This is a genomic window from Stenotrophomonas sp. (assembly GCF_050737075.1).
Classification (GTDB): domain Bacteria; phylum Pseudomonadota; class Gammaproteobacteria; order Xanthomonadales; family Xanthomonadaceae; genus Stenotrophomonas.
Genome location: NZ_JBOHXV010000008.1, coordinates 45034 through 57620, shown reverse-complemented (window position 1 = coordinate 57620; position 12587 = coordinate 45034). Strand labels below are relative to the sequence as shown.

The window sequence follows — 12587 nt, the reverse complement described above, 5'->3', positions numbered from 1 at the left end:
TGTTTCCCTCTCCCGCAGGCGCGGCCGCCACTCTCGGGTTCCCCTGTTGGCTGGCCCTTACGGACTTCCATCATGACGGACACCCCGCAGCAGGTCACCGCCACACTGGCGGCCCTGCAACTGATCGACAAACTCCGCGCCCGCCACGGCCCGCTGCTGTTCCACCAGTCCGGCGGTTGCTGCGACGGCTCCTCGCCCATGTGCTTTGCCGAAGGCGACTTCATTGTCGGCGACCGCGACGTGCAGCTGGGTCACATCGGCGGCGCGCCCTTCTTCATCAGCGCCCCGCAGTTCGACTACTGGAAGCACACCCAGCTCATCATCGACGTGGTGCCCGGGCGCGGTGGCATGTTCTCGCTGGAGAACGGCGAGGGCGTGCGCTTCCTGGTGCGCTCGCGGTTGTTCACCGACGAGGAGTTTGCCGCGTTGCAGGCGGCGGGCCTCGCCTGAGCCTGGGGAGGGCCATAATGGGCGCCATCCTGTTGCTGGAGCGCGTCCATGTCCACGTTGTCCACCGCCAAGACCGTCGTGCTCTCCGTGCTGTGTGTGGTGGTGGCGATGTTCGTGCTGGGCATGGTGGCCGGCGCGGGCGGCTGGATTGCGCCGTGGCTGGGGTTGGGCCAGAGCGAGGGGCGGCTGGCGTGGGACCTGGCCTGGACCATCATGGGCGGCGTGGCGGCCACCGCCTTCGCCGCGCGCTATGCACCGGTGTGGCCGTATGTGCATGGGGGTGTGGTGTGGGTGTTGATTGCTGCCGCGTCCGCGTATGCGGTGTTCGATATGGGCAGTGATTACCCGTACTGGTTTGCGATCACGCTGGTGGTGTCATTGCCTTGCCAGGCAATCGGGATCTGGTTGGGGGCGCGGTATCGGCCGCGGTAACAGGTCACTGGATCACAACGTAGGCAACACCTGCCTGACCTGATCGATCCCCTCCCAAGGGTCCTGCTTCAACCTCTGCGCCCGCTGCAACGCCTTTGGCAACGGGAACGCATCGGCGGCGGTGATCCGCCCCAACTCCTCCCAACGCAGCGGCACTGCAACACCGGCAGCCGGGCGCGCGCGCAACGACCACGAACACACACTCGTGGCACCCCGCGCGTTGCGCAACCAGTCAATGAAGATCACCCCGGTGCGCTTGGCCTTGCTCATCGTAGCCACGTAACGCTCCGGTGCGTGTTCGGCCATCGCCTGCGCGAAGGCCTCGCAGAAGTCCTTGGCCTGCGCCCAATCCGCCTTCGGCTGCAGTGGCACCACCACGTGCACGCCCTTGCCGCCGGACAGGCGTACGAAGCTTTCCAATCCGACCTCCTGCAGGCGGGCCCGCACCTCCCGCGCCGCCGCCTTGATGGTGGTCCAGCTGACCCCTTCGCCCGGATCCAGGTCGAACACCAGCCGGTCCGGATGCTCGGGGTCGGCCACCGTCGCACCCCAGGGGTGCAGCTCCAGCGTGTTCATCTGCACCAGCTGCAACAGGCCGTCCACGTCCTCGATGTAGAGATAGTCCTCGCGGCCGCTCTTCTGCTCCAGGGGAATAGCCTTCACCGCCTCGCCCAGCCCGGTGCCATGGTGCTTCTGGAAGAAGCACTGCTTGTCCACGCCGTCGGGGCAGCGCAGCAGTGACAGCGGGCGCCGCGCTACTTCAGGCAGGATCCAGCGCGCCATCTGCCGGTAGTAGTCGGCCACATCGCCCTTGGTGAGCTTGGCCTTGGCGAACACCACGCGTTCGGGGTGGGAGATGTTCACCTCATTCGCTGCGTGATCCGACGCTTTCGCTTTGGCAGCAGCCTTCGTCGGCTTCGCGGCCTTGCCCGGTGACGCCGCGCCCAGATCGGTGGCCGTCTTGTCCTCGCGCAGTCGCTTGAAACTCGCCTGGCGCAGCAACCCTTCCTTTGCCCAGCCACGGAACGCGACGTCGGCGACCAGTGTCGGTTTGACCCAGTGCACGCTGCCCGCTTTGAACGGCACGTGCGAGGGAAGCTCGACAGCGGCCTTGTCGGTATGCAAGGCCTTGAGCTGGCGATGCATCGACGCCAGCTTCGCGTCGTCGAACCCGGTGCCCACACGCCCCACGTAACGCAGCGCCCCCTTGTCGGGCGTGGCCATCAACAGCGAACCGAAGCCGCTGCGCGAGCCCTTCGGATCGGTATAGCCCACCACCACGAACTCGTCGGTGTTCTCGTGCTTGATTTTGACCCAGCTGGGCGAGCGCGCGTTGACGTACGGCGCGTCCACGCGCTTGCTGATGATCCCTTCAAAGCCGGCGGTGCCGCTGGCATCGAACACCGCAGGCCCATGGTCCAGCACATGGTCGCTGTAGGCCAACGTGCCGGGCACATCGCCCAGCAGCTCCTTCAGCAGCGCCTTGCGGGCCAGCAACGGCGAGCGGCTGATATCCACGCCGGCCACGCCCGGCATGTCGAACACCACATAGCGCAGCGGCTGCTTGGCGGTGCCGTCGATGACCTTCTGCAGCGCGGTGAAGTCGCTGCGGCCCTGTGCATCCAACACCACCAGCTCGCCGTCCAGGCGCAGGTCGGTGACCGGCAGTGCGGCGATGGCCTGCACGACTTCCGGAAAGTCCCCGGTCCAATTCAGGCCGTTGCGCGAGCGCATCGCCACCACGCCGTCGCGCACGTCGGCCAGCAGGCGGTAGCCGTCCCACTTGATCTCGTGCAGCCACGCTTCGCCGTCCGGCGCGCTGGCGCGGTGGTCGGTGAGCTGCGGCTTGAAGTCGTGCGGGTAGGGGGTGGCACGTGCGTGCTCCAGCGCCAGCGCGCGCTTGGCCCAGCGCGCGTCGGCGTTTCTGCGCACGGCAGGTTTATTCTTCGCTGCCTTTGCCGTGCTGTTGCGCCCGTTCGCTGCGCGCTTCGGCGGTACGGTTTCTTCCAGCAACGCGTCGGCATCCGCATCGCGCGCGTCTTCGTCATCGCGCTTGATCAACAGCCACTGGTGCTGCTTTCCCTTCATAGTGGTGCGCACCAGCTTCCAGCCACCCTTGAGCTTGGTTCCGTGCAGCACGAAGTCGACCTTGCCGGCGGCAATCGCCTCCAGCGGGTCGCCATCGCAGGCCCAGGTGCCGTGGTCGTACACGTCCACATGGCCGGCACCGTAGTGGCCTTCCGGAATGTCGCCCTCGAAGGTGGCGTACGACAACGGATGGTCTTCCACCTCCACCGCCAAGCGCTTCTCGCCTACGCGCAACGAGGGCCCCTTCGGAACCGCCCAGCTCTTGAGCGTACCGTCGGCTTCCAGGCGGAAGTCGTAGTGGCGCGAACTGGCGTGATGCAGCTGCACCACGAAGATCGGTCGGCGCGCGGCAGCACCACGACGTTCGTCGTCGGGTTCGGGGGTCTCACCAAAGCGGCGTTTGCGGCGGTATTCCTGCAGCGACATGTCCGCTTACCCGGCCTTGCGCGTGGTGCTGCGCTTGGTGGCCTTCTTGGTGGCCTTGCTCGCCTTCGTCGTTGGCTTGGCGGTCTTGGCCGCCTTCTTCGCCGGCGCCTTCTTCACCACCTTGGACACGGCCGCGCTCTTCTTGGCCGGGGTGCGCTTCTTCGCGTCCAGGCTCTTCTGCAGCAGCGACATGAAGTCCACCACGTTGGTGGTGGCGTCATGCGGGGTGGCCGGTTCGTCTTCCACCTTGGTGGTGCCGCCCTTGGATTTGATGCGCTTGGTGAGCAGGGTCTGCAGGCGTTCGCGGAATTCGTCGTGGTAGTCGTCGGGCTTCCACTCGCCGGCCATGGATTTGATGAGCTGCTCGGCCATGGCCGTTTCCTTGCTGCTGATCCGGTACTCGGACAGCGAGCCGCTGGGCAATTTGTAGTCTTCCGGGTCCACCAGCTCCTGCGGGTAGCGCAGGATCATCAGCACCAGCGCGTCGTCGTGCGGCATCACCGCGCACAGGTACTCACGGGTGCGCACCACCACGCGCGCGATGCCAACCTTGCCGGTGCTGCGCAGGGTTTCGCGCAACAGCACATAGCCCTTCTCGGCCTTCTTGGCGGGCACCAGGAGGTAGGGCTTCTCGTAGTAGCGCGGGTCGATCTGGCCGGCATCGACGAAGCTTTCCACTTCAACGGTTTCGTGGCTTTCCGGCGCGGCGGATTTGATATCGCTTTCTTCCAGCACGACATAGCTGCCCTTGTCGTACTCGTAGGCCTTCACGATGTCCTTCCACGGTACTTCCTCACCGGTATCGGCGTTGACCCGCTCGAATCGGATCGGCTTGCGGTCGCGTGAATCCAGCATGCGGAACTGCAGGTCGACCTTGCGTTCGCCCGACATCAGCGACACCGGCACATTCAGCAGCCCGAACGACAGGGTTCCGGTCCAGATCGGTCGGGCCATGGCGGTGCCACTCCACTGCGGAAACGAGGGAGGCCAGCTGTACCGCGCAGGGCGTGAAACGCCTGTGTCCGCGGCGTGCAGGCCGGCTGCACGGCCGCCGGCTTACTGCAGCAGGCCGTGCACCGCGGCGGCGGGCATGTGGTCCAGCGCCAGCCAGGCGTCTTCCACGATGGTCCGGGCCTGCAGCCAGCCCAGCCGCGACTGCCCGCGCATCTGTTCCCAGTGCTCGGCCAGTTCACCGTCGGTATCGTCGTCGTTGCCACGCGGCCAGTCCGCGTAGTGCGTGGTCAGCGCGAACGCGTAGGCGGGGTAGAGGTCCTTCCAGCTGCGCCGGCCTTGTGCACGGCGGCGCTCGTAGTCATTGCGCATGTACTGCAGGTAGTCCTGCGCCACGGCCTGCGGGTCTTCGGCATGCGTGTCGCGTCCCCGGCGTGTGCTCCGTTGCGGTTGCAGGTAGGCGTTGAAGAGCGCGGGCGCGGCGCGGCGGTCCAGGCGGGGCATGGCACGTCTCCTGCGGTGGGGCAGGCAGGAATAGCCCCGCCACCGTTAGCCAGACGTGACAGATCTGTTGAGGGTTTCCACGTTTCTTCGCGGCGGGCTTCACGGCAGGCATCCACCGTAGGTGGGTACGCTTCCACCACCGCTCCCTGGAGACACCCCATGCAACGCGATCCCCTGCGCGAAGCCACTGCCCCGGTCCCCGGCGAGCAGCGTGCCAAACATGACCTGCAGGACGCTGAAGACCGCGGCGCCGGGATGCCTGCGCCGGAGGAGAAGGCCAGCAGCAGCGGCGCGGCCGATCATCTGCCCATCGCCGCCAGCTCGTCGCACGGTTACCGCGACCGCAAGGACCCCACCGGCGCGCCCGCACCGGCGACCAAGGAAAGCGAGCACCAGCGTAGCGAGCGCAAGGCGCACGCCAGCGACAACCAGGACGAGGCGCTGGACGAAACCTTCCCGGCCAGTGACCCGACCTCGCCGTTCGTGCCGGCCAAGCCACCGCGCTGAATGGGCGTGGCGCGTGAGGCGGTCGCGCGGGTCCGGTTGTTCAGCCACGCAGGGCGTGGCTCTACGTGACCGTTCAAGGTTTGCGGGTAGAGCCACGCCATGCGTGGCTGTTCGCGGGCCGTCAGCGCCACGTCCATTGCGCGCCGACGCTGTAACGCCGGTCCGGCCCGGGCTCGAAGAAGCGCTGGTTGCCATCGTTGACGATCACCGAACCGATGTAGCGCTGGTCCAGCGCATTGTCGATGCGCGCGAATACCCGCAACGCGCCCTGCGCGGTCGTCCAGCGGTGCGCCGCCTCCAGGTTCAGCAGCGCGTAACCCGGTGCACTGTCGGTGGCCAGGTCGTTCACCACCGTGTCGCTGGAGGCCACCACTTCACCCGCCCATTCCCACTCACCCGGGCGGTAGTCCACGCGGCCGAACCACTGCTGCTCGGGCACCCCGGGCAGGCGTGAGCCCGCCGCCACCGGCGTATTCGGCGTAGCGCAGTTGCTGGCGGCGCACACCAGGTAGGGCTCGCGCACGGTGGCTTCCACGTAGGTATAGGCCAGCGTGGCCTGCACCTGGGCGCCCAGCGGCAGCTGCAGGCTGGCCTCGGCGCCCTGGCGGCGGGTCTTGCCGATGTTGCGGTAGGTGCTGCGCCCGAACGTGTTGCTGGCCACGGCCAGCTCGTCGTCGGTGTCGGCGCGGAACAGCGCGGCATCGAACGCCGCCCCGCCGCTACCCCGCCATTTGCCACCCAGTTCCAGGTTGCGGCTGCGCGCGGCCGACAGATCCAGCGCCAGCCCCGCCTGCCCGTCGGCCCGGTAGCCCAGCTCGTTGAACGTAGGCGTCTCAAACCCGCGCCCTGCCGAGGCGTACACCCGCCACGCGTCGCTCGGGTGGAACACCACACCGGCCACCGGGGTGGTGGCGTCGTAGTTGCGCGCGCCGCTGTCGTCGGGATTGCGCGCGGTCACGTAGCGGTCCTCGGAGCGGAAGCGTACGGTGCTGTGGCGCGCGCCCAGCAGCAGCGACCAGCGCGGCGCCCACTGCCAGAACGCCTGCGCGAACTGGTCCACGTTGCGCACCCGGTCGCGCTGGTCGCGGCGCAGTGCGCCCCGCACGCCCAGCTGGTCACCCACGAAGTTCTCGTAACCGCGCCGATTCTGCAGCTGCTGGTCGGCATTGGCGCCGATCACGAACTCCAGCGGCCGCCCCGCCACCTGCCCCTGCCACGCCCAGCGCGCGTCCAGCCCGCCGTAGCCGCCGTCCAGGTCGATCACCCCGCCGGCATGCAGCGGGTTGGCCTGCGGGCCCGGCGGGATGGCCAGGTACTGCTCCACGCTGCGCTGGCCGGCGTAGCCCATGGTGCGCCAGGTCTGCGCGCCCTCGGTACGGGTGAATACCAGCCCGGCCTGGCCCTGCCGGGCCGATTTGCGGGTGTTGTACTGGGTGGCAACCGCAGTGGCCTGGCGCGGGTCCTGGCGCACCTGCTCGCGGGTCAGGCCCAGCGGGTCCTGCGCGTCGGGGGAATCGAAGTAATTGAGCACCAGCTCCAGCTGGCCATCTGCGACATCCGTACCCAGCCGTGCATTCAGCGATTCGCGCCGCGCGGCGCTGTGGTCGCGCCAGCCGTCGGTGCGGAAGTGGTTGGCGGCCACGTTGTAGCGCACCGGTCCCTGCTCGCCGCGCAGCTGCGCGCCCGCACTGAGGGTGGCGTCGCTGCCGGTGGCCACGCGCAGCCGCCAGGGGTCGCCGGCCGCGCCGTCGGCGCTCCACACCTGCACCACGCCGCCGGAGGAGTTGCCGTAAAGGGCCGAGAACGGTCCCCGCAGCACCTCCACCCGCTCTGCGGAGAGCAGGTTGGCGTGCGAGAGCTGGCCCTGGCCGTCGGGCATGGTGGCCGGCACGCCGTCCACCAGCACCCGCACCCCGCGCACCCCGAAGGTGGAGCGCGCGCCGAAGCCGCGAATGGAGAGCTGGGTGTCCTGCGCCAGGTTTTGCCGGTCGCGGGCCACCACGCCGGGAATGCCGTTCAACGCCTCGCTGAGCTGGGCCAGGTTGCCGTTGGCGTCATCACCCAGCCAGACCGTGCTGATGGAGGCGGGCAGGTCCACGTCGGCGACCTGCTGTCCGCGTGCCGCCTGGACCTGAACCGTGGGCAGCCGTTCAATCGGCGGCGACGGCGGGGCAGCGTTCTGGGCCTGTGCCAGGTTCGGCAGCATGGCGGCCGATATCAGCGCGCAGCAGCACGCCAGCGGGGTGGGACGGAACGGGCGCAGAGGGGTTCTCCTGAATTCGGGGGTCCGCACGCAATGGTACGGATCCAGACGTGACGGCGTCTGCCGCGCCCGCGCCACGGCTTTGTTACGATTAACTCGTTTCGCGCACACCTCCCCCCTTCCGTCATCCGAATGAGTACCGCCGTGTCCTTCTTTGCAAATGTGGAACTGGTCCCAGGCGACCCGATCCTGGGCCTGACCGAGGCGTACAACGCCGACAGCCGTCCGACCAAGGTCAACCTGGGCGTGGGCATCTACTACGACGAGAGCGGCCGCATTCCGCTGCTCCGCGCCGTCAAGCAGATCGAACAGCAGCTGGCCAATGAGGCCAAACCGCGCGGCTACCTGCCGATCGACGGGCTGCCTGCCTACAACCAGGCCACCCGCGAACTGGTCTTCGGCAAAGACTCGCCGCTGCTGGCGGCCGGCCGCGTGGCCACCTCGCAGACCGTGGGCGGCAGTGGCGCGCTGCGCGTAGGCGCGGATCTGCTGCACCGCCTGCTGCCGCACGCCACCATCGCCATCAGCAACCCCAGCTGGGAAAACCACCGCGCGGTGTTCGGCGCGGCCGGCTTTGACGTGGTGGAGTACAGCTACTTCGACCCGACCACCCACGGCGTGGATTTCGCCGCGATGCTGGCCGATCTGAACAAGCTGCAGCCGGGCACCGTGGTGCTGCTGCACGCCTGCTGCCACAATCCCACCGGCGCCGACCTCACCGTGGCGCAGTGGAAGCAGGTGGCCGAGCTGCTGAAGGAACGTGAGCTGTTCCCGTTCATCGACATGGCCTACCAGGGCTTCGACAAGGGCATCGATGAAGATGGCGCCGCCGTGCGCATCATCGCCGAGGCCGGTATCGACAGCTTCGTGGTCGCCAACTCGTACTCCAAGTCGTTCTCGCTGTATGGCGAGCGCGTGGGCGCCCTTTCGGTGGTGGCCCCGGATGCGAACGCCGCCAAGGCCGTGCAGTCGCAGGTCAAGCGCATCATCCGCACCATCTACTCCAGCCCGTCCACCCACGGCGCCGCCCTGGTGGCCGGCGTGCTGACCAGCCCCGAGCTGCGCCAGCTGTGGGAAGCGGAGCTCACCGAGATGCGCGAGCGCATCCACGCCCTGCGCCACGGGCTGGTGGACAAGCTGGTGGCCGCCGGTGCGCCGGAGTACGCCTTCATCAACGACCAGGCCGGCATGTTCTCGTACTCGGGCCTGACCCGCCCGCAGGTGGACCGCCTGCGTGACGAGTACGGCATCTACGCCGTCGGCACTGGCCGCATCTGCGTGGCCGCGCTGAACCAGGGCAACCTGGAGTACGTGGCCAAGGCCGTGGCGACGATCGCCAAGGGCTGAAACCGCAGGTTTATTTGAGGAGGGTATCGACCAACGGTCGATACCTACCCGGCGGGCAGCTGGTCCGCCGGGGCTTGCCCCGATAGCACACGACCGTTGGTCGTGTGACGGCGTAACGCGCCGCGCTCTTCGCCTTGCCCCGAACGCGTACCGACCAACGGTCGGTACCTGCCGGCGTTGCGTGTAACCGCTTACGTGTTCCCCCAACCTCGTAATGCCGCCACCAACGGGCCACAATACGGCCCCCAAATGTCTGTGGCAGCCATTCCATGTCCCGTACGTCGCTTACCCGGTACCTCATCGAAGAGCAGCACGCCGGCCGCATCAACGCCGACCTGCGCCAGCTCATCGCCGTTGTCGCCCGTGCCTGCACCAGCATCTCCATCGCGGTGAGCAAGGGCGCGCTGGGTGGCGTACTGGGCGAGGCCGGCACCGGCAATGTGCAGGGCGAAGCGCAGAAGAAGCTGGACGTGATCAGCAACGAGATCCTGCTCGAGGCCAACGCCTGGGGCGGCCACCTCGCCGCCTGCGCCTCCGAGGAAATGGACCACTGCCAGCCCGTGCCGGACACCTACCCGCGCGGCGACTTCCTGCTGCTGTTCGACCCCCTCGATGGCAGCTCCAATATCGACGTGAACGTCTCGGTCGGCACCATCTTCTCCGTGCTTCGCTGCCCGCCGGGCACCGAACAGCCCAACGACGCCAGCTTCCTGCAGCCGGGCACCAGCCAGGTGGCCGCCGGCTACTGCATCTACGGGCCCAGCACCCAGATGGTGCTCACCGTGGGCCACGGCACCCATGCCTTCACCCTGGACCGCGAGAAGGGCGAGTTCGTGCTGACCACGCCGGACATGCAGATTCCGGCGGACACCCAGGAATTCGCCATCAACATGTCCAACCAGCGCCACTGGGAAGCGCCGATGCAGGGCTATGTGCAGGACCTGCTGGAAGGCAAGGAAGGCGCGCGCGGCAAGAACTTCAACATGCGCTGGATTGCCAGCATGGTGGCCGACGTGCACCGCATCCTCACCCGCGGCGGCATCTTCATCTACCCGTGGGACAAGAAGGACCCCACCAAGGCCGGCAAGCTGCGCCTCATGTACGAAGCCAACCCCATGGGGCTGCTGGTGGAACAGGCCGGCGGCGCCGCCACCACCGGCCGCGAGCGCATCCTGGATATCCAGCCCGACCAGCTGCACCAGCGCGTGCCGGTGTTCCTGGGCTCGCGCAACGAAGTGGCCGAAGCCACCCGCTACCACCGCGAGCACGACACCGCGCAGGCGTAACCGGGTCTCGGCGACCGGCGCACCACCATCTGGGGTCGCCGACTGGGTAGAGCGGACTGTTAGTCCGCTGCCGTACCGCGACGCACGCCACACCTCTGAAAAATCCCCCGTTCCCGCACATGGCAACGGGGTGACACCTGCACCAACACAGGTCACCATCGGGTCAAATGCCCACGGATGACCCCATGACGGCCGAAACACCGCTCGACTTCATAGAAGTAATCCACAACGCGATCCCCGCCGAAACCTGCGCCGCCATTCGGGCCCAGATGCGCGCCAGCGCACAGTTGCAGCCCGGCGAAGTAGGCAGCGGCGTGTTCCCGGAACTCAAGCACAGCAAGGATCTGCGCATCAGCGGCCGCGCCGAGTGGCGCCAGGTGGAAATACAGCTGCAGCAGGCAGTATTCAGCGCGGTTTTGACTTATCTACGCCGTTATCCACAGGCGCTGATCTCCCCACTCATGTTGCAGGTGCAAGACAACGATGGCACCACCCGCCGCCTGAGGGCCGAGGATTTCCCCGGCATGGACGACAACGCGCTGTCCGAACTGGCCCGTACCTGCCTGCGCCCGGGCGCCATCAACCTGCAGTGGTACGCGGCAGGCGAGGGCGGTTACCCGTACTGGCACTGCGAGCTGTACCCGCGCGACGCGGCCGGGGAAACCCTGCACCGGCACCTGCTGTGGACGCTCTATCTCAATGATGAATTCGAGGCGGGCGAAACGGAGTTCCTGTTCCAGGACCGCAGGATCGCCCCGCGCACCGGCAGCCTGCTGATCGCGCCCACCGCATTCACCCACACCCACCGGGGCAACCGCCCGCAGGGCGGGGACAAGTTCATCGCGACAAGCTGGATCCTGTTCCAGAGCGCGGAGAAGCTCTACGGCGGCGCGTGAGGAGTGCCAACCAGTTCACGTAACTGAGCACCATTCGGGATGATGCGGAGCTGATGGCGTCAATCAGTAGGCAACGCCCACTTGATCCGAAAGTTCAAAAGAAACAATCGACTTCGCTTCCTCCGCATCGGTTGGCATGGTAGTCCACGGAGCTCAAAAACTCCAAAAAGGCAAAATATCTGGATGCCCCATGTCGGGAGGGTGGCTAATACAACACCCTCATGTGGGAATACGCCCGCCGTCTGCCTTTTGCGGTTTTTGACCTCCCGACGCCCTCGTCCTCACCGGCGAGGGCCCCTCAACGTGGGAGACACCGGCTGCGGGCTGCCGTCGCGCACCACACGCAGCTCAACTCAGTAGTCCCGCCAGGCCGGCAGGCGCAACCGCTTGCGCTGATGGTGTGCCATGCCCGCGATCACGAACCCGAAACAGGCCGCGCCGAGCGCCGCAAACACGAAGGACGTTGCATCGAGGTGTCCTGGGATATAGGGCAGGCTGGTCCAGCCGATCAACCACAGGATTCCCCACACGCCACCCAAGGTAAGGGTGTTGGCCCAGAAGCCTCGGAAGAGAGGCGGGGTACAGTTCCACCCCAATCGCCATGCCAGGCGACATGCAGGAGGCGCTGCAAAGCTGAGGTGCTCGCCACGCGCCACCAAGTCATTCTGCAATCGGCGGACCTTGTCCCCGAATGGCTCCGCTGATCCTTCTACACTCGTCATTGCTTCCCGTTCCAACACATTGTTCGATCTACTCAGGCAACTACTGAATTCCTGGCGCTCAGGTCCACGTACAGCGCTACGGAGCTTGCACGGATCGTAGCCGTACTTTTTATGGGTGCGCATCAGAAAAATCTGATCAGGATGTTGGTTTCAGGCACTCAGAGGCGTATGCCCAGCGCATCCAGCGTCGGCGTGGTCATCGTGCCGGTGGCGCGAATGCCGTGGGCAAGCTGGAACATGCGCAGCGCCGACTGCGTCTGCTGGGTCAGGGTGCCATCGATTGCGCCAGGGTCGTAGCCCTTGGAGTGCAGCGCCGCTTGCACGCGCATGATGAGGAGCTTCAGCGCGTCGGCGTCGCGGCCCTCGGAAATTGGTTTTGCAGGCTGGAGCGTCTGGCCGCTGCTCCGGGTAGTGGCAGGCGCGGTGTCACTGCTCGGTGGAGGCGTGTAGGTGGCCGGCGGCGGCGTATAGGACCGATATGAGCTGCCCGATCCAGACGAGTGGGAGCTGTGCGAGCTGTGCGATCGGTGTGAGCTGTGGCTTCGATGCCCGGCATACAGGTTGTGGCGTCCGGCATTGAGCGACGTGCTCAGGACGGTGGCGTACCTGCCATCCAGTTCTGCAAGCCGGGACAGATCGGACTGCCCCTTGGGTGGCTCCGTGCCGACGGCCCCCAGGGTCGCGGCGCCGATGATCATGAGTGCGTTGGACATGA

Annotated in this window: 12 protein-coding genes; 6 read left to right on the top strand and 6 right to left on the bottom strand. The window is 66.9% G+C overall.

The genetic code is table 11. The annotated features are described in order from the left end of the window. Positions 1–72 precede the first annotated feature (72 nt). Together ACREPD_RS03280 and ACREPD_RS03275 are read left to right on the top strand one after the other, a co-directional pair. Positions 73–450 (top strand): DUF779 domain-containing protein, encoded by a 378-nt coding sequence (locus ACREPD_RS03280; protein ID WP_431597959.1) that lies wholly within the window; start codon positions 73–75, stop codon positions 448–450. 48 nt (positions 451–498) lie between these two features. Further along, positions 499–882 carry a hypothetical protein gene (locus ACREPD_RS03275; RefSeq protein WP_431597958.1) on the top strand — a complete coding sequence of 128 codons (384 nt, stop codon included), beginning with the start codon at positions 499–501 and terminating at the stop codon, positions 880–882. A 12-nt stretch (positions 883–894) separates the two neighbouring features. Here the strand turns inward: ACREPD_RS03275 and ligD are convergent, their stop codons facing one another. The 3 genes from ligD to ACREPD_RS03260 all read right to left on the bottom strand — a co-directional run bounded on the left by ligD (position 895) and on the right by ACREPD_RS03260 (position 4851). Beyond that, positions 895–3396 carry a DNA ligase D gene (gene ligD / locus ACREPD_RS03270; protein ID WP_431597957.1) on the bottom strand — a complete coding sequence of 834 codons (2502 nt, stop codon included), beginning with the start codon at positions 3394–3396 and terminating at the stop codon, positions 895–897. 6 nt (positions 3397–3402) lie between these two features. Further along, the gene (locus ACREPD_RS03265) at positions 3403–4350 is read right to left on the bottom strand and encodes a Ku protein (RefSeq protein WP_431597956.1); all 948 of its coding nucleotides are present in this window, start codon (positions 4348–4350) and stop codon (positions 3403–3405) included. A 102-nt stretch (positions 4351–4452) separates the two neighbouring features. Beyond that, positions 4453–4851, bottom strand: a complete 399-nt coding sequence (locus ACREPD_RS03260) for a hypothetical protein (RefSeq protein ID WP_431597955.1) — start codon at positions 4849–4851, stop codon at positions 4453–4455. A gap of 159 nt (positions 4852–5010) precedes the next feature. Between ACREPD_RS03260 and ACREPD_RS03255 the strand changes: the two genes are divergently transcribed. Further along, on the top strand, positions 5011–5358 hold the full coding sequence (locus ACREPD_RS03255; protein ID WP_431597954.1) for a hypothetical protein: 348 nt from the start codon (positions 5011–5013) through the stop codon (positions 5356–5358). 121 nt (positions 5359–5479) lie between these two features. On the opposite strand, the gene ACREPD_RS03250 is transcribed toward ACREPD_RS03255, so the two are convergent. Continuing rightward, a complete protein-coding gene (locus ACREPD_RS03250; RefSeq protein WP_431597953.1) occupies positions 5480–7564 on the bottom strand; it encodes a TonB-dependent receptor family protein in 2085 nt (694 codons plus the stop codon). A gap of 201 nt (positions 7565–7765) precedes the next feature. Here ACREPD_RS03250 and ACREPD_RS03245 point away from each other — a divergent pair, with 201 nt between their 5' ends. The 3 genes from ACREPD_RS03245 to ACREPD_RS03235 all read left to right on the top strand — a co-directional run bounded on the left by ACREPD_RS03245 (position 7766) and on the right by ACREPD_RS03235 (position 11150). Next, the gene (locus ACREPD_RS03245; RefSeq protein ID WP_431597952.1) at positions 7766–8968 is read left to right on the top strand and encodes an aromatic amino acid transaminase; all 1203 of its coding nucleotides are present in this window, start codon (positions 7766–7768) and stop codon (positions 8966–8968) included. Between the two features lie 269 nt (positions 8969–9237). Then, complete coding sequence (locus ACREPD_RS03240; protein ID WP_431597951.1) at positions 9238–10254, top strand: class 1 fructose-bisphosphatase; 1017 nt, start codon at positions 9238–9240, stop codon at positions 10252–10254. A gap of 185 nt (positions 10255–10439) precedes the next feature. Further along, complete coding sequence (locus tag ACREPD_RS03235; protein ID WP_431597950.1) at positions 10440–11150, top strand: 2OG-Fe(II) oxygenase; 711 nt, start codon at positions 10440–10442, stop codon at positions 11148–11150. Between the two features lie 353 nt (positions 11151–11503). On the opposite strand, the gene ACREPD_RS03230 is transcribed toward ACREPD_RS03235, so the two are convergent. Further along, positions 11504–11872, bottom strand: coding sequence for a DUF6404 family protein (locus ACREPD_RS03230; RefSeq protein ID WP_431597949.1), 369 nt, complete (start codon positions 11870–11872; stop codon positions 11504–11506). A 158-nt stretch (positions 11873–12030) separates the two neighbouring features. Beyond that, on the bottom strand, positions 12031–12585 hold the full coding sequence (gene hxsA / locus ACREPD_RS03225) for a His-Xaa-Ser repeat protein HxsA (protein WP_431597948.1): 555 nt from the start codon (positions 12583–12585) through the stop codon (positions 12031–12033). Between the last annotated feature and the right edge of the window lie 2 nt (positions 12586–12587).